Here is a 21532-nt window from a genome sequence, read left to right on the forward strand (position 1 = left end):
TTGGGGGGTCCAGGGGGGCTTGCCCCCCGGCTGGGGTTTGGGGCTCGGCCCCAAAAATCATGGCGTCCTCACTTCTTGCAGGCGGGCGGCTGGCACATGAGCTTGCTCAGTGCCTGGTAGAAGACGTCGGAGATCTTGCGCGGGTCGGGCGTGGTGAAGGACTCGCCGCCGGTCGCGGCCGAGACCTGCCGCAGCTCGCTCGCGTCGATGTCCGGGCCGATGCCGATGCCGATCACGGGCAGCGGTTTCCGCGGGTCCTGCAGCCGGCCGAGCTCGGCGAGCAGGCCGGGCAGCCCGATCGAGTCGTCGTCCTCGTTGCGGCCGTCGGTGAGCACGACGACGACGTTGATCCGGCCGAGCTGCCAGCTCTGCCGGGCGTTCTGGTAGGCGGCGAGGATCGAGTCGTACAGCCCGGTCGCGCCGCCGGGCTTCGGCTTGACCGCCTGCAGCTTCGCCACCCCGCCCGAGGCCAGCTGCTGCGAGATCGGCAGCATCGGCAGCAGTTCCTTGTAGTCCTTGGCGCCGTCCAGCTTGGTCGAGAACAGCCAGAGACCGATCTCGGTCGTCGGCTTGAACAGCCCGAGCCCTTGCGTCGCGGCTTCGAGCGTGAGCGCCATCCGGCTGCGGCCGGTGCCGGGCACGGTGGCGGCCATCGAGCCGGAGACGTCGAGCAGGACCTGGACGCGGGCGCTGAGGTTCGCCCCGGCCCACGCCTGCAGCACGCCGTACATCGCTTCGGGCGTGGGCGGCCCGGCCGGGCGCGGTGCGGCGTTCGTGCGGGTGTCGCGCGGCCGGTCGCCGAGCAGCTGCCCGGACGGCGTCCGGAACCCGCCGTCCGCGAACGCCTTGGTGGCGGTCTGGTCGAGCAGCAGCCGCAGGAACCGCTCGGCCGCCGAGCGCGAGGCCTCCGAGGCCCGCGGCAGCACGACGTACGGGTAGTCGAAGCTCGGCACGCCGGCCGCGGGGTAGGCGGCGACGAGCTTGCGAGCCAGCACCGACTGCTCCGACGCCGGCCACGCGGTGAACGGCTGCTTCACCGCCGAAAGCCGGCGGATCTCCTCGGTGAAGGCGGCGGCCGGGTCGGGCGCGTCCTTGGTCACCTGCTGCAGGCCGATCAGCGCGCCGATGGCGGCCGGGTCCCGGCTCGGATCGGGCAGCCCGACCGGGCTCGCGGCGAGCACGTCCGACCACGACGGCGACTTCCCCGGCCAGCCGGCCTGCTTCGCGACGTCGTCGGTCAGCGCCAGCACCACCGGCGAGCTCGCCACCGGCTGGCCGGACTCGGGCAGGTTCCACGCGCCGCCGTCGCGGGCCTGCAGCAGCCAGGTGCTCGACTCCGGCACCCAGACGTCGGGGCCGTTCGCGCCGTTGGCTTCGAGAGCGGTCGCGGTGGCCGTCGACGGGCTCGCGGTGACCTCGACGGAGTAGCAGTCCCGCTCCGGGACGGTTCGCGCGAGCCCGGTGAGCACCGGCGCGATGTCCGGCGCGGCCGTGAGGTGCACCGGGGTGGTGGTGTCGCAGCCGCTGCCGGCCAGCCGGTTCTTCAGGTAGTCGAACCCGGCCCAGGCGAGCAGCGCGACCACGAGCAGCGCGCTCAGGACGATGACCCGGGCGTCGATGCGCCGGGCCCGCGCCGGGTGTGCCGCCAATGCACGTCCTTCCCTCGTGAGGTGCTGGCAGCTTGCCAGCCGGGTGAGCGGGAAGCCAGTACCGGAAGCAGAACGTCACCATCGGCGCGTGAGCCCGCGGTGAAGGGCGGCCCGGGTGCGGCCGTTTTGGTGATTCACCATACGGTGTCGCGCTTTTCGCTTGACGACCATCCCACGCGGGTAATTGCACGATGACGGCTCGTGAAAACGATTCCGCCGTCCTTTCCCCGGCGATGCGGCACCGAACGGAGGCCGAACCCGTGCGCACGATGTACGACGCGGTGACGGCCGCGAACATCCCCGCGGACGCCCGGATGGTCGCGGGCTACATCGACCGGATCAAGCTGGCCCCCTGGACGCCGGCGGACTGGGCACGCTTCCCCCGCGCGGTCAAGGTCACCATCGCCAAGAAGGCCGGCACGAACGACGGGCACGTCCTCGACGTCGAGCCCGGCGACGCCACCCCGGCCGAGGCGCCGGGCTGGGTCCGGATGCGCCGCGCGGCGGGCGCGGACCCGACGATCTACTGCAACCTTTCGACCTGGCCATCGGTGCGGGCGGCGCTCTCCGCCGCCGGCGTCGCCGAGCCGCACTACTGGATCGCCCACTACGACGGCGATCCCGCCATCCCCGCCGGCGCGGTCGCCAAGCAGTACCGCGGGAACGTCGCCCCGGGCTACGACCTGTCGTCCGTCGCCGACTACTGGCCCGGAGTGGACGGCCTTTCGAGTGGAGTGGAGATCATGGAGCGCATCACCGTCACCCCGCCGAACGCCGCGGAGAACGCGGTCCGGGTCTTCCTGTCCGGCAGCCCCGCCGCGGCGGCGACGGCTTCGCGAACCCGATGTGGGTGGGCGACATCTACGCCTGGGGCAGCGACCACCAGGGCGTCGGCCACAACCCCACCAAGACGGACGGGTACGACTCGAAGCTGACTTCCCACCGGCGCTACGACCTGCCGGGCGCGGTGTGGGCCGACATCAACTACAGCGCGGCCGAGCCCTTCGAAATCGACATCGTCGGGTAATTGTCAGGCGGGCGGCAGCGCGCGGCACAGTGCGTCGTGGGCCGCGCTGGATGTGCCCCCTTGCGGTGGAAGCCAACCAAGCCACCTCACGCGGGCGGCAGCGCGCGGCACAACACATCGACAGCCGCCGGGGCAGGCGCGCTCGGGCGGTGCCGTTGTGTCCGCTGTGTCCGCCCAGGAGCGCGCAACGTGTGCCGCCGACACCACCGAACTTGCGCCGGGAGCCGACCAAGCCGTCTCACGCGGGCGGGAGTGCACGGCACAGTGCGTCGAGAGCCGCGGGGTAAGCGTGTTCCGGTGGTGTCGCGTAGCCGACCACCAATCCGTCCATTGTGGACATCGTGCTGTCCGGGTGGCGAAACGCCGCCAGGCCGTCCAGGGCCAGTCCCTGCCAGGCCGCCGCCTTCAGTGCGGCCTTCTCGGTTCCCGGTGGGAGCCGCAACACGGCGTGCAGGCCGGCCGCGATGCCCGTCGGTGTCACGTGGGGTGCGCGCTCGGCGAGGGCCGCCACCAGCTGGTCGCGCCGGTGGCGGTAGCGCTGGCGCATCCGGCGGATGTGCCGGTCGTACGCGCCCGACGTCAGGAACTCGGCCAGGGTCAGCTGGTCGAGCACGCCCGCCCACGCCTCGCGCTCGCCCTTCACCGCCAGCACCGGGTCGACGAGGTGGCCGGGTAGCACCAGCCAGCCCAGGCGCACCGCGGGCGAGAGGCTCTTGCTGACCGAACCGGCGTAGACGACGTGCTCGGGGTCGAGGCCCTGGACCGCGCCGACCGGCTTGCGGTCGTAGCGGAATTCCCCGTCGTAGTCGTCCTCGATGAGCACGCCGCCGGTCGCGCGGACGTGCCCGACGACCGCGGTGCGGCGGTCGTGGTGCAGCGGGCCGCCGGTCGGGAACTGGTGGGCGGGCGTCAGCAGCACCGCCGGGACGTCGAGGTCCTCGACGCGCGCGCCGTGTTCGTCCAGCGCCAGCGGGATCGTCGGCACGCCGGCGGCGGCGAAGATCGAGCGGTGGAACGCGAGGCCGTAGGACTCGACGGCGAGCGGTCCCGCCAGCACGGCCGGGAACAGCAGCCGCAGGGCGTGGGCGAACCCCGAGCACACGACGATCCGCTCCGGTGACGTCCGCACGCCACGGGCCCGCGCGAGGTACTGGGCCAAGGCGGTCCGCAGTTCCGGGCGGCCGCGCGGGTCGCCGGGGCCGAAAGCGTCGTGCGGGGCCACGTTGAGCGCGCGGCGCGCGGCGGCGAGCCACTCGGTGCGCGGGAACGACGTCGCGTCCGGCTGGCCCTGCCGGAGGTGGTACGCCGGTTTCGGTGCCGGCGGCGTCGGAGCCGGTGCCCGGACCGGTTTGAGGGGTTCGGCGCGCTCGGCGACGCGGGTGCCGGAGCCCTGGACGGCGGTGAGCCAGCCTTCGGCGACCAGCTCGGCGTAGGCGTCGGCGACGGTGTTGCGGGCCAGGCCGAGGTCGGCGGCCAGCGACCGGTAGGGCGGCAGCCGGGTGCCCGGGGCGAGCCGCCCGGCGCGGACGGCGTCGCGCAGGGCGGCGATGAGCGCGGCGCGCTTGCCGCCGGGCCCGGTCAGCTCCAGGTGCAGGTCGGCGCCGAGCCGCTCTCCGGAATTGACCCACGCTTTTGCCATGGAAATGCACCCTACACGGAGGTCAAACCGGCCTTAGATTTCTGGTCATGACGAACTCCCGCATCAACTTCGCCAAGACCGCCCCGAAGGCCTTCAAGGCCCTGATCGGCTTCGACGCCGCCGCCCGCGCCGGGCTCGACCCCGCACTGGTCGAGCTGGTCCAGATCCGCGCGTCGCAGCTCAACCGCTGCGCGTACTGCCTGCACATGCACACCTCCGACGCCCGCAAGGCCGGCGAGAGCGAGGAGCGGCTGCACATGGTCGCCGTGTGGCACGAGGCCGGGCACTTCTTCAGCGAAAAGGAGCGCGCCGCGCTGGCGCTGACCGAAGCGGTCACGCTCATCCACGAAGGCGGCGTCCCCGACGACGTCTACGCCGGGGCGCTCGAGCAGTTCGGCGAGGAAGAACTGGCCCAGCTGCTCGCGTTGATCTTCACCATCAACACGTGGAACCGCATCGCCATCACCACGGCGAAGGTGCCGGGCACGGACGAGCGAGTGGCCCGATGAGCCGCCGCCCGAGCGCGGTGCTGGCCCTGCTGGCCTTCGCGCAGCTGATCATCTCCCTCGACTACAACATCGTCTACGTGGCACTGCCGGACATCGGCCGTGACCTCGGGTTCGGCGCCCAGAGCCTGCAGTGGGTGGTGAGCGCCTACGCCGTGGCCTTCGGCGGGGCGCTTCTGCTGGGCGGGCGGGCCTGCGACCTGTTCGGCCCGCGCCGGGTCTTCGCACTGGGGTGCGCGCTCTACGCGGGTTCGTCGCTGGCCGGCGGGCTGGCCGGGGACCCCGGCCTGCTCGTCGCGGCCCGCGCCGGCCAGGGCCTGGGCGGCGCGCTGCTCTTCCCGGCGACGCTGACGCTGGTCAGCACGTCGTTCGCGGCCGGTCGCGAACGCAACCGCGCGTTCGCGGTGTGGGGTACGGCGGGCGGCAGCGGCATGATCCTCGGCTCGCTGCTGGGCGGGGTGCTGACGCAGGCGTTCGGCTGGGCGGCGGTGTTCTTCGTGAACGTCCCGCTGGCCGCGGCCGCCGCCGTGCTCGCCTTCCCACTGCTGGCCAGGGATCCGGCCCGGGAGCCCGGCCGCCGGTTCGACCTCGCCGGCGCCCTGACCGCGACCCTGGGCACGACCCTGGTGGTGTTCGCCCTGGTCGAGGGCCCGGAGCTGGGCTGGACGTCGGCCGTGGTCCTCGGGACGGCGACGGCGGGGCTCGCGCTGCTGGCCGCGTTCGCGGCGATCGAACGCCGGGGCCGCGACCCGCTGCTGCCGCCGCGGCTGCTGCGCGACCGCAACCTCGGCACCGGCGTGGTGGTGACGTTCCTGTACATGGGCACGTTCGGCACGCTGCTGTACTTCCTGACCGGGTACTTCCAGGGCGTGCACGGCTACGGCGCACTGGCGACGGGACTGGCGTTCGGCGTGCCGATGGTGGCGATCGCGGCCGGCTCCCAGGTCGCGGGCCGGCTGGCGACCCGTTACGGAACCCGCATGACGCTGGTGGGTTCCCTGGTCGTCGGCGGCGCCGGGGCGGTGGCGCTCGGGCTGTCGATGACGCTGGACGCGTCCTACCTGGCGCTGGTGCCGGCCCTGGTCGTGCTGGGCCTGGGCCAGGGCGCGGGCTACACGCTGATGTTCGGCGCGGCGGCGGCCGGGATCCCGGCGGCCGACCAGGGAGTGGCGTCCGGAGTGGCGTCGACGGCCCAGCAGGTCGGCGGCTCGGTGGGCTTGGCGGTGTTCGTCGCGGTGGCGAACGCGGGCACCCACGGGCTGTCGGGCGAGGCGCTCCGAATGGCCACAGTGGACGGTCTCCGCACGGCGGTGCTGCTGGCGGCGGCCGGGATCGCGGTGACGGCGGTGACGGCCCTGCGCTTCCACGCCCCACGGCACGCGGTGGCCGTCCCGGCCTGAGCAGCCCCCCGATTCGCACGGCGACACCCTGACGGCCGGAAGTGCGGCCGGTGACGGGCGAATCGGCTACTCGACCAGATGCCGGTGCGCCTTGCTCCAGCCGATCCTGTGGTCGAGTTCGGTCAGCAGCCCGTCGGCGACCCACGTGGCCTGGGGCTCGTGCCCCTGCTCGGCCAGCCGGCGCACGAGGTCGGCATTGTCCTGCTGTCGGGCTATGACGGCATCGACGATCCCCACGGTCGAGTCGAGACCGTACGCACCGCAAAAGTGCTCCAGCCGCCGGCGGCGGTCGGGCGGCGCCGGGTAGTGCAGCCAGCGCAGGCACTCGGCATCGTCGCGGAACGGGGCCACGTACTCCAGTGCGTAGGACACGTCGTGCAAGCGTGGCGCCGGGCGGGCGAAGTCCCAGTCGATGATTCCCACCGGCCGGTTGCCCTGCCAGACGACGTTCCAGGGGCCGAAGTCCCCATGGCAGACAACCTCGTCGTCGCCGGAAACACCTGCGTCCGTGGACCAGGTCGCGCCTGGCGGAGGCGAAAAGCTCTCGCAGGCATCGTGGTAGTCGCGCAGAAGCCGGGCGAAATTGCCCAGGCCCGGGTCGTCCACGACCTTGGCCCAGCCCGACGGTCCGGAGTCACCGTCGATGTAGGTGAGGACCTCGCGACCCTCGTCGCCGATTCCCAGCGGTCGGGGCGCATAGGCGAACCCCACATCCTCGAGGTGCCGCAGCAACGCATGGACGGTGGGCGTCCAAGGCTGGGCGGGCCTGCGGACGGTGTCGCCGATCCGCACCACCCGGCGATGGGCGCCGTCCTGCATCACTTCCTCGCTCGGCACCGGTTCACGCTACCCAGCCGCTCGAACGCGGAAGGACCACCATCCCCGACGATGGTGGTCCTTCCGCGTTTCCCGATCAGCCGGCTCAGTCCGCGAGAGCGAGCAGATCTTCCTCGACGACCGGTTCCTCGACCGGCCGCTTCCGGGCGGCCAGACCGCTCGCCGCGACCAGCAGGCCCAGCACCGCGATCCCGGTGACCACGGTCAACGCCGGGGTCAGCCCGGTCAGCAACGCCGCCGGTGAAGCCTCGCGGCCGCCGTTGGCGGTCAGGACCGCAGTCACCACCGCCAGGCCGATCGCTCCCCCCACCTGCAGTGACGTGTTCAGCAGACCGCCGGCCAAGCCTTGCTCGTTGTCCGGGACGCCCGCCGTGGCCTGGATGTTGAGCGACGAGAACGCCAGCGTGAAGCCGATGCCGAGCAGGATCATGCTCGGCAGCACGCTGCCGGCGTACCCAGAGTGCTCGTCGACGCGCAGGAACAGCGCGTAGCCGATGACGTGCGCGACCACGCCCGCGAAGATCGTGCGGGGCGTGCCCAGCCGGTCGATCAGCGGCTCGATGCGCGGGGAACCGAACGCCACGATCAGCGCCGCCGGCAGGAAGCCCAGCGCCGTCTGCAGCGCCGACCAGCCCAGCACCCGCTGCAGGTACAGCATCACGACGAACTGGAAGCCGATGTACGCGCCGAAGAACAGCGCACCGCCGAGGTTGGCCCGGGCCAGCGGGCCGGACTTCAGGATGCCCAGGCGCAGCAACGGGTGGCGGCTGCGCTTTTCGATGACCACGAACGTCACCAGCAGCGCCAGTGCGACGGCGAAGGTGATCAGCGTGCGCGGGGCGGCCCAGCCGACCTCCGGCGCCTCGACCACGCCGAACACCAGCAGCAGCGAACCGGCCGCGCCGGTGATGGCGCCCGGGAAGTCGTAGCCGCCGCCGGTTTCGGCGCGGTACGACGGGATCAGCTTCCACGCGGCGACCAAAGCCACCAGCGCGATCGGCGCGGGCAGCAGGAACGTCCAGCGCCAGCCGACCTCGGTCAGCAGGCCGGAGAACACGAGACCGGCGGAGTAGCCGCTGGCGCCGAACACGGCGAAGATGCTGATCGCCTTGTTGCGGGCCGGGCCCTCGTGGAACGTCGTGGTGATGATGGACAACGCGGCCGGCGCCGTGAACGCGGCGGCCAGGCCCTTGATGAACCGGCTCGCGATGAGCAGCGCGCCGTCGTCGACGAGGCCGCCGAGCAGCGAGGCCAGCGCGAAGATCGCGACGGCCACGAGGAACACGCGGCGGCGGCCGAGCAGGTCGGCGGTGCGGCCGCCGAGCAGCAGCAGCCCGCCGTAGCCGAGCACGTAGCCGCTGACGACCCATTGCAGCGCGTTGGTGGACAGGCCGAGGTCGGCCTGGATGGCCGGGAGCGCGACCCCGACCATCGACACGTCGAGCGCGTCGAGGCCGATGACGATCGAGACAGTGAGCAGGACACCCCAGAGACGTGCGTCCCACCGGGTCGAGGTGGTGGACAAGGACACGGAAGAACTCATGGCGGCGACATTACATGCACGCGCATCTAATGTCCAAGCATTTAATGTGTTTGCATCTGATGCCCGTGCATGCTAAGTTGGTCGCCGTGAGCGACGTCGCCGAGAAGGAACTGGTCCAGGAGTGGCACGAGCTGCTGGCCCGCTACTCGGCCGTGTTCAGCGCGCTGGAGTGCCGCCTGCAGGAGCGCCACGGCATCGGCGCGAACGAGTTCGAAGCGCTGGAGCGCGTCGCCACCGGCGAATCCAAGTGCCGGTCGGCGGACCTCACCGAGGCCATCCACCTCAGCCAGAGCGCCACGTCCCGGCTGGTCGCCCGCCTGGAAAAGGAGGGCCTGGTCGAGCGCGCGCTGTGCGAGGTGGACCGGCGCGGCATCTTCGTCACCATCACCGAGGCCGGCCGGGAGAAGTACCTCGCGGCCAAGCAAACCCACCGCGAAGTGCTGCGGGAAACCTTGCGCTAGCCGACCGGGCCTTCGATGGCCTTGACCTGGAGCTGCCGCTGACCGCCGGCGGCGCTCGTCACGGTCAACGTCAGCTGGTCACCCGGGTGGTGGGTGTCCATCACGTTCGTCAACGCCGTCGCCGAGCCGGTCGGCCTGCCGTCGATCGCCGTGATCACGTCGCCCGCCGCGAGGCCCGCCTTCTGCGCCGGCCCGCGCTGGACGACCTCGCGGACCTTGGCGCCACCCTGTCCGTCGGTCACCGAGACCCCGATGAACGCCGTCTTGCCGATGTGGATCTTGTCGGACGCCTGCCCGGCGACGATCTTGTGGGCGATGTCGACGGCCTGGTTGATCGGGATGGCGAAGCCCTGGCCGGCCCCGCCGCTGCGGCGCCCGTTCAGCTGGTAGCCGGTGGACGCGGCGGTGTCGACGCCGATGACCTGGGCGTCCGCGTTTACGAGCGGGCCGCCGGAATCCCCCGACTCGATGTTCGCCCGGACCTGGATGAGCCCGGTCAGCTGCTCGGAGGACCCGCTGGACTCGTCCGAGGCGGTGATCGACTGGTCCAGCGCCGTCACCGTGCCCGGCGCGGGCACCGGGTCGCCACCGCGGCCGCCGGCGTTGCCCAGCCCGAGGATCTGGTCGCCGACCTGCACCTTGGCCGAGTCGCCGATGGTCGCGGTGGGCAGCCCGGACGCGTCCTGCAGCTGCAGGACCGCGATGTCCTCGGTGCGGTCGTAGCCGACGACTTCGGCCTTGTAGGTGTCACCGGTGCCGATGCTGGTGACCTTGATGCTGGTCGCGCCCGCGACGACGTGGTTGTTGGTCAGCACCTCGCCGTCGGCGGTGAGCACGATGCCGGTGCCCGCCGCGGCCGCGCCCTGCAGGCCGAGCTCGGTGTTGATGTTCACGATGGCCGGGTTGACCTTGGCCGCCACGGCGTCGGGGTCGAGCACCGTCTTGGCCGCGCTGGGCTGCCCGGAGAAGCCGAAGTTCTGGTTGCCGCCCGCGGTGGGCGCGTTCACCCCCGAGATCAGGTGCCCGATCCCGAGCCCGGCGACCACGGCCAGCGCGATCGCGACGATCGCGACCGTCAGCGCGCGCAGCGGATGACGGCGGCGCGGCGGCGGCTGGTAGGCGGGCTGCGGGTAGGAGTAGTTCGGCTGCGTGTACGGCGGGTACGGACGTCCCCACTGGTCGCGAGGCTGGTCGTATTGCTGCTGGTCGTACGGCTGCTGGTCGTACTGTTGCCGGTCGTAAGGCTGCTGGGGGTACGGCTGCTGGTCGTATTGCTGCTGGGGGTAGCCCTGGTCCTGCGGGTAGCCGTTCTGGCCGTAGTAGTCCGGCGAGTAGCCACCCTGGCCGTAGCCGTACGGGTACTCGCCGCCGCCCCGCGGTCCTCGGTCGTACTCGCTCATGCACAGCTCCAGCTCTCGACAAGCCTCCGGCTCGTCCCAGCTAACGCCTCCTTCCTGAGAATTTCCTGTCGCGCTTCCGTGGACTTGCTGTGGATTACCGCCGGATCCGTTCCATGCCGGGGTCGACCAGCGGCTCGGCGGCCACGGTGGCCGCGACCCGGCGGCCGAAGTACTCGATCTCCACGCTGCTGCCGATGTCCGCCGACGCCGGGAGCCACGCGTAGGCGATCGGCTGCCCGATGGTGTACCCGTACGCGGCACTCGTGACGTAACCCGAAGCCACGCCGTCGACGAACACCGGTTCCTTGCCCAGCACGACCGTGCGGCCGTCGTCGATCGTCAGGCACCGCAGCCGCCGCGACGCCGTCTCCTCGCTCCGGCCTTCGATCGCCTCCCGCCCCAGGAAGTCCCCCTTCGCGGGACGCACGGCGAAGGCCAGCCCGGCCTCGTACGGGTCGTGCTCGGTGGTCATGTCCGTGCCCCACAGCCGGTAGCCCTTCTCGAGCCGCAGGCTGTTGAACGCCGCCCGCCCGGCCGCGATCACCCCCAGCGGCTGCCCGGCCGCCCACAGCGCGTCCCACAGCCGGAGGCCGTTGTCCGCGCTCGTGTAGATCTCCCAGCCCAGTTCGCCCACATAGGACAGTCGCATCGCGACCACCGGCACCCCGGCGATCCGCGCCTTGCGGGCCCGGAAGTACTTGAGCCCCTGGTGCGAAAAGTCCTCTTGCGAGAGTGGCTGCACGAGGTCACGGGCGAGCGGTCCCCAGACGCCGATGCAGCACGTGCCGCCGGTGGTGTCCCGGACCCGGACACCCGGCGGCGCGTGCTTGACGAAGTGGTCGACGTCGATGTTCCCGTTGATCCCGACCTGGAACACCTCGGGCTCCAGCCGCGCGACCGTGACGTCACTGCGCACGCCACCCGCGGAGTCGAGCATCAGCGTGTACGTCACCGAACCCACCGACTTGTCCAGCTGGTTCGTGGTGAGCGACTGCAGGAACGCCAGTGACCCGGGTCCGCTGATCTCCACGCGCTTCAACGGCGTCATGTCGTACAGCGCGACGCCGTTGCGCGTGTGCCACGCCTCGGCCGCCGCGATCGGCGAGTGGAACTGCGCCGACCAGGCGTCCCGCGCCGGCGGCAGCCATTCGTGCGGCAGCTGCTTCAGCAGCGGCGCGTTGGCCTCGAACCAGTGCGGCCGCTCCCAGCCGGCCGCCTCCAGGAACACCGCGCCCAGCTCGCGCTGCCGCGCGTGGAACGGCGTCACCCGCAGGTCACGCGGGGACAGCTTGGGCTGCAACGGGTGCAGGATGTCGTAGACCTCGACGAAGTTCTGCTGCGCCGTCTCGCTCACGTACGAAGGCGCGAGCTGGACCTCCTCGAAGCGGTGGACGTCGATGTCGTGGGTGTCCACTTCGGAATGTCCGTCGACGAGCAGTTCGGCGACCGCCTTCGCGATGCCCGCGGAGTGCGTCACCCAGATCGCCTCGGCCAGCCAGAACCCGCGGACGTCGGCCGACTCGCCGACCAGCGACTGGCCGTCCGGGGTGAAGGAGAAGATCCCGTTGAAGCCCTCTTCGACCTTCGTCTGGCGCAGCGCGGGCAGCAGCAGCCGGCTCTGTTCCCACGACGGCGCGAAGTCGTCCTCCGTGAAGGGCAGCATGGACGGCATCGCCGTCTCGGTCACCGACGGATCCAGAGTGGACTCGTCGACCGGCATCGGGCGGTGGGCGTAGGAGCCGATGCCGAGCCGGTCGACGTGCTCGCGGAAGTACAGGTCCTGGTCCTGGTGACGCAGGATCGGCAGGCTCGCCTCGACCTCGTCGCGGTTCGAGGCACTCTTTCCCGCCGAGAACCCATCGGTACCGTTGCGCCCGACGAGTTCCGCGACCTGCCCGGTCTTGGCGTACTGGTGGGCCAGCGGCAGCAGCGGGACGTCCATGCCCACCATCGCGCCGATCTCGCGGCCCCAGAACCCGGCGCACGACACGACGACGTCGGCCGGGAAGTCGCCCTGGTCGGTCCGGACGCCGGTGACGCGCCCGCCGTCTTGGAGCACGTCGGTCACCCGCGTGGAGCCGATGAACTTCGCGCCGCGCGAACCCGCCCGCTCGGCCAGCACCCCGACGGCCTTGGCGGCCCGCGCCAGGCCATCGGTCGGGACGTGCAGCGCGCCGAAGATCCGCGAACCGTCGAGCAGCGGCCACCGCTCGACGCACTCGGCGGCGTCGATCAGCTGCCCGGCCACGCCCCACGACGTCGCCCAGCCGTGCTTGCGCCTGAGGTCCTCCCAGCGCGCCGGGGTGGTGGCCACCTCCATGCCGCCGACCTGGAGGAAGCAGTCCAGGGCCAGCATCTTCTCGACGGTGTACTGCGCGAAGTCCGTCATCGCCTTGGACGCGTTGGTCTGGAAGACCAGCCCGGGCGCGTGCGAGGTGGACCCCCCGGTGCGCGGCAGCGGGCCCCGGTCGAGCACGGTGACGTCGGTCCAGCCGCGGGCGGTCAGCTCGTCGGCGAGGTTCGCGCCGACGATGCCGGCGCCGATGATGACTACTCGCGGTGCGGTCATGGCGGGCTCCTAACGGAAGACGACGGTGCTGTTGCCGTTGAGCAGGACGCGGCGTTCGCAGTGCCAGCGCACCGCGCGGGAGAGGGCGAGGGCTTCGGCGTCGCGGCCGACGGTCACCAGCTCGCGCGGCGAGTACGTGTGGTCGACGCGCTGCACTTCCTGCTCGATGATCGGGCCCTCGTCGAGGTCGGGGGTGACGTAGTGCGCGGTCGCGCCGACGTACTTCACGCCCCGGTCGTAGGCCTGGTGGTAGGGCTTGGCGCCCTTGAACCCGGGCAGGAACGAGTGGTGGATGTTGATCGCGCGGCCTTCGAGCTTCTGGCACAGCTCGTTCGACAGCACCTGCATGTACCGGGCGAGCACGATCAAGTCTGCTTCGTACTCCCCGACCAGGTCGAGCAGCCGCTGCTCGGCCTCCGGTTTGGTGTCCGGGGTGACCGGGACGTGCACGAACGGGACACCGGCCGCCTCGGCCATCGGCCGCAGGTCCTCGTGATTGGAGACGACCACCGCGATCTCGGCGCCGAGGCCGCCCGCGCGCCAGCGGAACAGCAGGTCGTTGAGGCAGTGCCCGAACTTCGACACCATGACGAGGATTCGCGGCGGCGTCCCGTCGGAGAAGCCGAACTCCATGCCGAAGTCACCGGCCACCGGGGCGAACGCGCGGGTCAGATCGTCCACTGTGGTCTGTTCGCTGCGGGTGAAGGACGTGCGCAGGAACAGCGAGCCGCGGACGTCGTCGTCGAACTGCTGGTGCTCGACGATGTCGCAGCCCTGCCCGACCAGGAACGTCGTGACGGCGTGCACGATGCCCGAGCGTTCCGGGCACTTGAGCGTCAGGGTGAAGGTCACGAAACGTACTCCAGACTCGCGTCGGCCAGCCAAGCCGTGAAGTAGTCCGAGAACGATTGGCGCACGAGGATCGTGAAGCCCTCTTCCCGGACCATCAGCACGATCCCGGTCCGCGCCAGCAACGTCTGGACACACGTTCCCGGCGGCGACACCTCCAGATCGATCGAGCACCCGTGCGCCAGGACGTCGGCGGCGTGCGAGCCGGTGAGCCGGAAGACGTTGCGCTGCGCCGAGACGTCGGTGACGGCCGCCGCGCCCTCGTCCCGCAGCGCGGCTTCCAGTTCGGCTTGGCGGCCGGGGTCGGCGAGCACGAGGTACTCGTCGGGGCCCATCCAGAGGATGTCGACGCCACTGCCGCTGGTGAAGGTGCACGGTCCGGGCAGGTCGGCGCCGAGCAGGCTGCGTCCCTCGCGGAGGCGCACGGTGAGCTGGGTGCGGAACGGTTCTTCGACCGCCTCAACCGTCACGGCGGGCTCCTTCCTTGTCGAAGAGCACGGATTCGGTCACGGTCACCGGCACCACCTGGTCCCCGACCGGCACGTACAGCGTCTCGCCGACGCGCTCGCGGCCCGAGCGCACCAGGGCCAGCGCGAAGGTCCGGCCGAGGGCGGCGCTGTCGTAGCTGGAGGTGACGTGGCCGAGCATCCGCACCGGCGGTTCCGGCACGGCCTCCGATTCGATGATCTGCGACCCTTCCGGCAGCAGAATCGATGGATCCAGGGGCAGCAGGCCGACGAATTGCTTGCGGTCCGGCCGGTTGTTCTCGGCGCGGGCGAAGCTGCGTTTGCCGATGAAGTCGGCCTTCTTCTTCGACACGGCCCAGGACAGGCCGAGGTCCTGCGGGGTGACCGTGCCGTCGGTGTCCTGGCCGATGATCGGGTAGCCCTTTTCGGCGCGCAGGACGTGCATGGTCTCGGTGCCGTACGGCGTGGCCCCTTGGTCCACTATGGACTGCCAGAGCGCGGGCCCGTGCCACGAGGGCACGTTGATTTCGTACGCCAGCTCGCCGGAGAAGCTGATCCGGCAGACCCGCGCCGCGAGCCCGGCGACTTCGGCGTCCTGCCAGGTCATGAACCCGAAGGCCTCGTTGGACACGTCGAGATCCGGCGCCAAGCGGCCGAGGACTTCCCGCGAACGCGGCCCGACCAGCGGGACGGTGGTCCAGTGTTCGGTGACCGAGGTCGCGAAGACGTTCAGGTGCGGCCATTCCGTCTGGAGCCACTCCTCCATCCACTCGAGGATCTTCGCCGCGTTGCCGGTGGTCGTGGTGACGAGGAACCGCTCCTCGCCGACGCGGATCACCGTCCCGTCGTCGATCACCATGCCGTCGACGCCGCACATCACGCCGTAGCGGATCCGGCCGGCCTTGAGGGTGCTCATCATGTTCGTGTAGAGCATGTCGAGGAACCAGCCGGCGTCCGGGCCCTGGACGTCGATCTTGCCCAGCGTGGACCCGTCCATGAGGGCGACGTCGGTGCGGGCCGCGCGGCATTCGCGCCGGACGGCGTCGGACATCGACTCGCCGGGCCGCGGGTAGTACCACGGCCGCTTCCACTGGCCGACGTTCTCGAACTCGGCGCCGTGTTCGACGTGCCACGGGTGGATCGTCGTGACGCGCACGGGGTCGTGCAACTCACCGCGGTCCCGCCCGGCGAGCGCGGCGAACGAGACCGGGGTGTACGGCGGCCGGAACGTCGTCGGGCGCTGGGTCGCCAAGTCGACACCGAGGGCTTCGGCGGTGATGCCGGCGGCGAGCATGCCGGAGGTCCTACCTTGGTCGTGCGCGGTGCCGATGGTCGTGTAGCGCTTGATGTGCTCCAGCGAGCGCAGCCCGGCGCCGGTGGCGCGCAGGATGTCCGACACGGTGGCATCGCGCTGCTGGTCCACGAACCTGGTGTCCACTTCGGACTCGGGCGCGGGCACCTGCCAGAGGGTCTTCGACTCCGGCAGGCCTTCACCCGCGGCCGCGCCCACGACACGCACCGTCGGCAGGTCACCGTCCGGGACGTACGCGCCCAGCTCGGCCGCGTACCGGAGCTTGCCTCGGGCCTGGCTGAACAGGTGCACGGCCGGGTTCCAGCCGCCGGACACGAGCAGCAGGTCGCACTCGACCCGCTCACCACGCGTCTCGCCGAGTTTCGCGACGTGCGCGGCAGTGATGTGCTCGTCGCCGTCGGTGCCGATGATGCCGTAGCCCGCGCGAACGTCGACGATCCGCACGATCTCGGCCCCGGCGTCGGCCAGTTCTGCGGCGGCGTCGTACGCGGAATCGTTGGTGGTGAACACGACCACGCGCTGCCCAGCCAGCACGCCGTACCGGTTCAGGTACGTGCGGGCGGCCGAGGCGAGCATGATGCCGGGACGGTCGTTGTCCGGGAACACGATCGGCCGCTCGTGGGCGCCGGTCGCGATGACGATCCGCTTCGCCCGGATCCGCCAGACCCGCTGCCGCGAGATGCGTTCGGGAGCCGCGGGCTCACCCCGGCGTTCCAGGGCCAGCACGAACCCGTCGTCGTAGACCCCGAACGCCGTGGTGCGTGAGAGGAACCGGACTCCGTCGGGAGCTTCACCGCCGGGCTGGTCGTCCACGAGCAGGACCCGGCCGGACGCGGCGGCCGCGGCGGCACGCCCGGCGGGACCGGCACCGATGACCAGGACGTCACAGTGGGCGTGCTTGGCGTCGTAGCGAGCCGGGTCCGGTTCGGCGGCCAAGCGGCCCTGGCCGGACAGACCACGAGCGACCAAGCCGTCGTACAGCTCGACCGTCGTCGCGCTCAGCATCGGCTCCGGAAACGGCGCTTCGATCTGCACCAGCGCGTTCGAATCCTCGACGCCGGCGCCGGCGATGCCGCGCGGCCGGCCGTACTTGATACTGGTCGCGACCCGGTGGATGCCGTTGGCCAGCAACGCGGAAGCCAGGGTGTCACCGAGGAAACCGGTCAGCTCGCGGCCGTCGAAGGTGAACTTCAGCGGGACGCCGGACAGCCGGGTCACGAGATCACCGGCCGGGGCTCGTCGAGGCGGTAAACCGCCTGCAGGTCGTGGGTGCGGGTGTCGCGGACGGCGTTGAACCACCGGCGGCACCCGGCGGAGTGGCTCCAGCGTTCGGCGAACGGGCCACTCGGGTTGTCGCGGAAGAACACGAACTTGGCCCACTCTTCGTCGGACAGTGCCGACGGGTCGGCCGGGTAGGCGACGTGCGCCTGGCCGCCGTAGTGGAACTCGGCTTCCTCGCGCGGCCCGCACCAGGGGCAGGGAATCAGTTGCATGTCAGAGCTCCTAATGCGCGACGGCGGCGGCGCCGTGCTCGTCGACGAGGGCACCGGTGGTGAACCGGTCGAGGGCGAAGGGCTCGGCGTACTCGTGGGGCTTCCCCCGCGCGATGGTCGCCGCGAAGACGTCCCCGACACCCGGAGTGGCCTTGAAGCCGCCGGTGCCCCAGCCGCAGTTGAGGAACAGGTTCTCCACCGGCGTGAGGCCGATGATCGGCGAGGCGTCCGGGCTGGTGTCGACGATGCCCGCCCACGTCCGCAGCAGGTGCGCCCGCGCGAACACCGGGAACAGCTCCAGCGCGGCCGCCATCTGCTGCTCGATGATGTGGAACGAGCCGCGCTGGCCGTAGCCGTGGTAGCTGTCGATGCCCGCACCCATCACCAGCTCGCCCTTGTGCGCTTGGGAAACGTAGACGTGCACGGCGTTCGACATGACGACCGTCGGGTGGATCGGCTCCAGCAGCTCGGACACCAGCGCCTGCAGCGGGTGCGACGTCAGCGGCAGGTCCAGGCCCACCATCTTCGCCAGCACCGACGTGTGCCCGGCCGCGCACAGCCCGACCTTGCCCGCCGCGATCCGGCCCCGGGTCGTCTCGACGCCGGTGACCCGTCCGTCCACTGTGGAGATGCCGGTGACCTCGCAGTTCTGGATGAGGTCGACACCCAGCTCGTGCGCGGCGCGGGCGAAACCCCAGGCCACGTAGTCGTGCTTCGCGATGCCCGCGCGCGGCTGGAAGGTCGCGCCGAGCACCGGGTAGCGGACGTCCGGCGAGGTGTTGACGATCGGGCAGATCTCCTTGACGCCGTCGGCGTCCACCCACTCGGCGTCGATGCCGTTGAGCTTGTTGGCCTCCACGCGGCGGACGCTGTCCCGGACGTCCTGCAGGCTGTGCGCCAGGTTGAGCACCCCGCGCTGGCTGAACAGGATCGGGTAGCCGAGGTCCTCCTCGAGCCCTTCCCACAGCTTGAGGGAGTGCTCGTAGATGCCGGAACTCTCGTCCCAGAGGTAGTTCGAGCGGATGATCGTGGTGTTGCGGGCCATGTTCCCGCCGGCGAGCCAGCCCTTCTCCAGCACGGCCACGTCGGTGATGCCCTGTTTGGCCAGGTAGTACGCCGTGGCGAGGCCGTGCCCACCGCCGCCGACCACGACGACGTCGTAGGCCTTCTTCGGCTCGGGGTTGTCCCAGAGGAAGTCCGGGTGCTCCGGCAGGTCGGTCATCGGGTTTCCTCCGAGGGGTACAGCGGGAAGGCTTCGGCGAGCGCGGTGACGCGGGCCCGCAGCTTGTCGGCGTCGTAGCCGGGCCGGAGCGCCTCGGCGATGACGTCGGCGGCCTCGCGGAACTCGGCGTCCCCGAAGCCGCGGGTGGCCAGCGCCGGGGTGCCGATGCGGAGACCCGACGTCACCATCGGGGGCCGCGGGTCGAACGGGACGGCGTTGCGGTTCACCGTGATGCCGACCTCGTGCAGCCGGTCTTCGGCCTGCTTGCCGTCGAGTTCGGAGTTCCGCAGGTCGACCAGCACGAGGTGGACGTCGGTGCCGCCGGTCAGCACGGAGATGTCCTCCTCGGCGAGCAGCCGCTCGGCCAGGAGTTTCGCCCCGCGCAGCGTCCGCTGCTGGCGCTCGGCGAACTCGGGCTCACCCGCCATCTTGAAGGCGACCGCCTTGGCCGCGATGACGTGTTCGAGCGGGCCACCCTGCTGACCGGGGAAGACGGCCGAGTTGACCTTCTTCGCGAGCGCCGGGTCGTCGGTGAGCACCACGCCGCCGCGCGGGCCGCCGAGGGTCTTGTGCGTGGTGGTCGTCGTGACGTGCGCGTGCGGCACCGGCGACGGGTGCAGGCCCGCGGCGACCAGCCCCGCGAAGTGCGCCATGTCGACCAGCAGGTACGCGCCGACCTCGTCGGCGATCTCGCGGAAGCGGGCGAAGTCGAGCTGCCGCGGGTAGGCCGACCAGCCGGCGATGATCAGCTTCGGCCGGTGTTCCGTCGCCAGCCGCTCGACCTCCGCCATGTCCACCCGGTAGTCCTTTTCGGACACTTCGTACGCGGCGACGTCGTAGAGCAGGCCGGAGAAGTTGATCCGCATGCCGTGGGTCAGGTGGCCGCCGTGGGCCAGCGACAGGCCGAGGATCTTGTCGCCGGGCTTGAGCAGCGCGGCCATGGCGGCGGCGTTGGCCTGCGCGCCCGAGTGCGGCTGGACGTTGGCGAACCCGGCGCCGAAGAGCGCCTTGACCCGGTCGATGGCGAGCTGCTCGACGACGTCGACGTGCTCGCAGCCGCCGTAGTAGCGACGGCCCGGGTACCCCTCGGCGTACTTGTTGGTCAGCACCGAGCCCTGGGCCTGCAGGACGGAGACCGGCGCGAAGTTCTCGGAGGCGATCATCTCCAGCGTCGTCTGCTGCCGGCGCAGCTCGGCGCCGATCGCTTCGGCCACCGCCGGGTCGTAGTCGGCCAAGGAGCGGTTGAGCATCGAGGGCATCGGAAACCTTCCGTGGTCGACTTCTGATATATCAATCGTCGATGTAGGCTAAGCGGCGTGCACCCCCAGGTCAATCCCCCATCCCTGGCCGAACAGGCGTACCGCTTCGTGCGTGATCGCCTGGTCATGCTGGACATCCCGCCGGGCTCCCCGCTCAACGAGGAGGAGCTCGGCAGCACGCTCGGCATGGGCCGGACGCCGATCCGCGAGGCCCTGAAACGGCTGGAGTCCGAACGCCTGGTCGTCGCCTACCCGCGGCGCGGGACGTTCGCCACCGACGTCAACATCTCCGACCTCGCGCACATCTCCGAGGTGCGGCGGACGCTGGAGCCGATGGCGACGGCCGCCGCGGCCGGGCGCGCGACCGAGGCCGACCGGGCGGCCCTGACCGAGCTGCGCGCGCAGCTCGACGCGGGCGCCCCGGGCCGGGACAACGCCGAACTGCTGCGCACCGACCTCGCCCTGCACCGGGCGATCTACCGGTGCGTGCACAACCCGTTCCTCGAGGACACGCTGATCCGGTACGACAACCTCGCGACCCGGATCTGGTGCGTGTTCGTGCCCCGGCTGTCCGGGATGGCCGGCCACGTCGACGAGCACGTCCCGCTCCTCACCGCGATCATCGAGGGTGACGCCGAGAAGGCCGCCGCGCTCACGCTCGAGCACGTCGCCGGCTTCGAGGCCGCCATCCGGGCGTTGATCTAGACCGCCAGGCGCGCGCGGACCCAGTCGTGGAAGGCGCCGATGTGGTGCTCGCTGGGCACGAGCACCCCGCCGTTGACGTAGGAGCGCGAGTCCATCGCGAGCTGGCAGCGTTCGCACGCCTCGAAGTCCTGCAGGTTGACGCGGTGGAACAGCTCCACCGAGCGGGTCAGATCGCGCCCGGACTCGACGACTTCGGGCAGGTAGAGCCAGTCGCAGCGGACCAGCGTCCGGTCCGGGGCGAGCGGGAACATCCGGTGCAGGATCACGTGGTCCGGGACCAGGTTGACGAAGACGCCCGGCTTGACGGTGATCGCGTAGTACTTGCGGTCCTGGGCCTCGGTGACGCCGGGCAGCCGGTCGACGCCTTCGGAGCCGTCGATCGTGAACCCCTTGATGTCACCGCCGAACTCGGCGCCGTGGCCGACGTAGTACTGCGCCGCGTAACCGTCGGCGAACTCCGGGAGCACCTCGGTGAGCTCCGGGTGGATCGTCGCGCAGTGGTAGCACTCCATGAAGTTCTCGATGATCTGCTTCCAGTTCGCCTTCACGTCGTACTCGATGCGCTTGCCCAGCGCGAGGCCGTCGATGCCGTAGGCGTCGATCTCTTCGGCGCCGCCGAGGCGTTCGGTGACCGCGCCGACGACGGTGTCTTCGAACGACGGTGGCTCGTCGGCCAGGCAGACCCAGGCGTAGCCGAGCCACTCGCGCAGGTGGACCTTCGTCAGGCCGAACTCGGTCCGGTCGACGTCCGGCATCCCGGTGAGGTTGGGCGCGGCGATCAGCTTGCCGTCGAGCCCGTACGTCCAGGCGTGGTACGGGCACTGGAAGGCGCGCTTGACCGTGCCGCTCTCCGCGGTGCACAGCCGGGCACCGCGGTGGCGGCAGACGTTGAGGAACGCGTTCAGCTTGCCGTCCCGGCCCCGCGAGACGAGCACGCTCTCCTTGCCGATCTGCACGGTCTCGAACGCCCCGGGACCGGCGAGGTCCGCGCTGCGCACGGCGCAGAACCAGTCCGCCTCGAAGATCTTCGCCTGCTCCAGCGCGAAGACCGCCGGATCGGTGTAGGCGCTGCCGGGCAAGGTGGCGAGCAGGCTCGGCGGCAGATCGGTTGTGGTCACCGGCGTGGTCCTCTCCGCGGATCAGGACGGGAGCAGTTGCGCAGAACGCGTCACGTTGCACACTCCGCACCAGAGT

The 21532-nt window shown here is 71.1% G+C and carries 17 protein-coding genes and 1 pseudogene; 5 read left to right on the forward strand and 13 right to left on the reverse strand.

Annotated elements, in window-relative coordinates:
• Positions 1-68: 68 nt before the first annotated feature.
• The gene (locus AB0M30_RS18640) at positions 69-1649 is read right to left on the reverse strand and encodes a substrate-binding and VWA domain-containing protein (protein ID WP_364585244.1); all 1581 of its coding nucleotides are present in this window, start codon (positions 1647-1649) and stop codon (positions 69-71) included.
• A gap of 260 nt (positions 1650-1909) precedes the next feature.
• Between AB0M30_RS18640 and AB0M30_RS18645 the strand changes: the two are divergent.
• Positions 1910-2676, forward strand: a pseudogene (locus AB0M30_RS18645) (hypothetical protein).
• Between the two features lie 238 nt (positions 2677-2914).
• Here the strand turns inward: AB0M30_RS18645 and AB0M30_RS18650 are convergent.
• Positions 2915-4315 carry a PLP-dependent aminotransferase family protein gene (locus tag AB0M30_RS18650; protein ID WP_364585245.1) on the reverse strand — a complete coding sequence of 467 codons (1401 nt, stop codon included), beginning with the start codon at positions 4313-4315 and terminating at the stop codon, positions 2915-2917.
• 47 nt (positions 4316-4362) lie between these two features.
• Between AB0M30_RS18650 and AB0M30_RS18655 the strand changes: the two genes are divergently transcribed.
• A complete protein-coding gene (locus tag AB0M30_RS18655; protein ID WP_103338351.1) occupies positions 4363-4824 on the forward strand; it encodes a carboxymuconolactone decarboxylase family protein in 462 nt (153 codons plus the stop codon).
• Positions 4821-6221 (forward strand): MFS transporter, encoded by a 1401-nt coding sequence (locus tag AB0M30_RS18660; RefSeq protein ID WP_364585246.1) that lies wholly within the window; start codon positions 4821-4823, stop codon positions 6219-6221. Before AB0M30_RS18655 ends, AB0M30_RS18660 begins: the two co-directional genes overlap by 4 nt.
• A gap of 66 nt (positions 6222-6287) precedes the next feature.
• On the opposite strand, the gene AB0M30_RS18665 is transcribed toward AB0M30_RS18660, so the two are convergent.
• Together AB0M30_RS18665 and AB0M30_RS18670 are read right to left on the reverse strand one after the other, a co-directional pair.
• Positions 6288-7058, reverse strand: coding sequence for an aminoglycoside phosphotransferase family protein (locus tag AB0M30_RS18665; RefSeq protein ID WP_364585247.1), 771 nt, complete (start codon positions 7056-7058; stop codon positions 6288-6290).
• Positions 7059-7143: 85 nt separating this feature from the next.
• The gene (locus AB0M30_RS18670) at positions 7144-8601 is read right to left on the reverse strand and encodes an MFS transporter (protein ID WP_364585248.1); all 1458 of its coding nucleotides are present in this window, start codon (positions 8599-8601) and stop codon (positions 7144-7146) included.
• Positions 8602-8687: 86 nt separating this feature from the next.
• On the opposite strand from AB0M30_RS18670, the gene AB0M30_RS18675 reads away from it, so the two are divergent.
• Entirely contained in the window at positions 8688-9062 is a 375-nt protein-coding gene (locus AB0M30_RS18675; RefSeq protein WP_364585249.1) for a MarR family transcriptional regulator, read from the forward strand.
• Here AB0M30_RS18675 and AB0M30_RS18680 read toward each other — a convergent pair.
• The 8 genes from AB0M30_RS18680 to glyA all read right to left on the reverse strand — a co-directional run bounded on the left by AB0M30_RS18680 (position 9059) and on the right by glyA (position 19633).
• The gene (locus AB0M30_RS18680) at positions 9059-10462 is read right to left on the reverse strand and encodes a trypsin-like peptidase domain-containing protein (protein ID WP_364585250.1); all 1404 of its coding nucleotides are present in this window, start codon (positions 10460-10462) and stop codon (positions 9059-9061) included. The two genes, AB0M30_RS18675 and AB0M30_RS18680, sit on opposite strands and share 4 nt — an antisense overlap.
• 94 nt (positions 10463-10556) lie before the next feature.
• Positions 10557-13031, reverse strand: a complete 2475-nt coding sequence (locus tag AB0M30_RS18685; protein ID WP_364585251.1) for an FAD-dependent oxidoreductase — start codon at positions 13029-13031, stop codon at positions 10557-10559.
• Between the two features lie 9 nt (positions 13032-13040).
• On the reverse strand, positions 13041-13883 hold the full coding sequence (gene purU / locus AB0M30_RS18690; RefSeq protein ID WP_364585252.1) for a formyltetrahydrofolate deformylase: 843 nt from the start codon (positions 13881-13883) through the stop codon (positions 13041-13043).
• Positions 13880-14350, reverse strand: coding sequence for a sarcosine oxidase subunit gamma family protein (locus tag AB0M30_RS18695; protein ID WP_364585253.1), 471 nt, complete (start codon positions 14348-14350; stop codon positions 13880-13882). The genes purU and AB0M30_RS18695 overlap by 4 nt, the downstream gene beginning before the upstream one ends.
• Positions 14340-16877, reverse strand: coding sequence for a 2Fe-2S iron-sulfur cluster-binding protein (locus AB0M30_RS18700; RefSeq protein WP_364585254.1), 2538 nt, complete (start codon positions 16875-16877; stop codon positions 14340-14342). The genes AB0M30_RS18695 and AB0M30_RS18700 overlap by 11 nt, the downstream gene beginning before the upstream one ends.
• Positions 16874-17152, reverse strand: coding sequence for a sarcosine oxidase subunit delta (locus tag AB0M30_RS18705; protein ID WP_364585255.1), 279 nt, complete (start codon positions 17150-17152; stop codon positions 16874-16876). The genes AB0M30_RS18700 and AB0M30_RS18705 overlap by 4 nt, the downstream gene beginning before the upstream one ends.
• Positions 17153-17162: 10 nt before the next feature.
• The gene (locus AB0M30_RS18710; protein WP_364585256.1) at positions 17163-18374 is read right to left on the reverse strand and encodes a sarcosine oxidase subunit beta family protein; all 1212 of its coding nucleotides are present in this window, start codon (positions 18372-18374) and stop codon (positions 17163-17165) included.
• Positions 18371-19633 carry a serine hydroxymethyltransferase gene (gene glyA / locus AB0M30_RS18715; protein WP_364585257.1) on the reverse strand — a complete coding sequence of 421 codons (1263 nt, stop codon included), beginning with the start codon at positions 19631-19633 and terminating at the stop codon, positions 18371-18373. The genes AB0M30_RS18710 and glyA overlap by 4 nt, the downstream gene beginning before the upstream one ends.
• Positions 19634-19690: 57 nt before the next feature.
• On the opposite strand from glyA, the gene AB0M30_RS18720 reads away from it, so the two are divergent.
• Positions 19691-20338, forward strand: a complete 648-nt coding sequence (locus AB0M30_RS18720) for a GntR family transcriptional regulator (RefSeq protein ID WP_364585258.1) — start codon at positions 19691-19693, stop codon at positions 20336-20338.
• Here AB0M30_RS18720 and AB0M30_RS18725 read toward each other — a convergent pair.
• The gene (locus AB0M30_RS18725) at positions 20335-21456 is read right to left on the reverse strand and encodes an aromatic ring-hydroxylating dioxygenase subunit alpha (RefSeq protein ID WP_364585259.1); all 1122 of its coding nucleotides are present in this window, start codon (positions 21454-21456) and stop codon (positions 20335-20337) included. The genes AB0M30_RS18720 and AB0M30_RS18725 overlap by 4 nt on opposite strands.
• Positions 21457-21532 lie beyond the last annotated feature (76 nt).

Source organism: Amycolatopsis sp. NPDC051716 (assembly GCF_040681595.1).
Classification (GTDB): Bacteria; Actinomycetota; Actinomycetes; order Mycobacteriales; family Pseudonocardiaceae; genus Amycolatopsis.

Coding starts and splice junctions, on each gene's coding strand:
- AB0M30_RS18650 (WP_364585245.1), bottom strand. CDS start 4,315: ATGGCAAAAGCGTGGGTCAATTCCGGAGAGCGGCTCGGCGCCGACCTG.
- AB0M30_RS18655 (WP_103338351.1), top strand. CDS start 4,363: ATGACGAACTCCCGCATCAACTTCGCCAAGACCGCCCCGAAGGCCTTC.
- AB0M30_RS18660 (WP_364585246.1), top strand. CDS start 4,821: ATGAGCCGCCGCCCGAGCGCGGTGCTGGCCCTGCTGGCCTTCGCGCAG.
- AB0M30_RS18670 (WP_364585248.1), bottom strand. CDS start 8,601: ATGAGTTCTTCCGTGTCCTTGTCCACCACCTCGACCCGGTGGGACGCA.
- AB0M30_RS18680 (WP_364585250.1), bottom strand. CDS start 10,462: ATGAGCGAGTACGACCGAGGACCGCGGGGCGGCGGCGAGTACCCGTAC.
- AB0M30_RS18685 (WP_364585251.1), bottom strand. CDS start 13,031: ATGACCGCACCGCGAGTAGTCATCATCGGCGCCGGCATCGTCGGCGCG.
- AB0M30_RS18705 (WP_364585255.1), bottom strand. CDS start 17,152: ATGCAACTGATTCCCTGCCCCTGGTGCGGGCCGCGCGAGGAAGCCGAG.
- AB0M30_RS18710 (WP_364585256.1), bottom strand. CDS start 18,374: ATGACCGACCTGCCGGAGCACCCGGACTTCCTCTGGGACAACCCCGAG.
- glyA (WP_364585257.1), bottom strand. CDS start 19,633: ATGCCCTCGATGCTCAACCGCTCCTTGGCCGACTACGACCCGGCGGTG.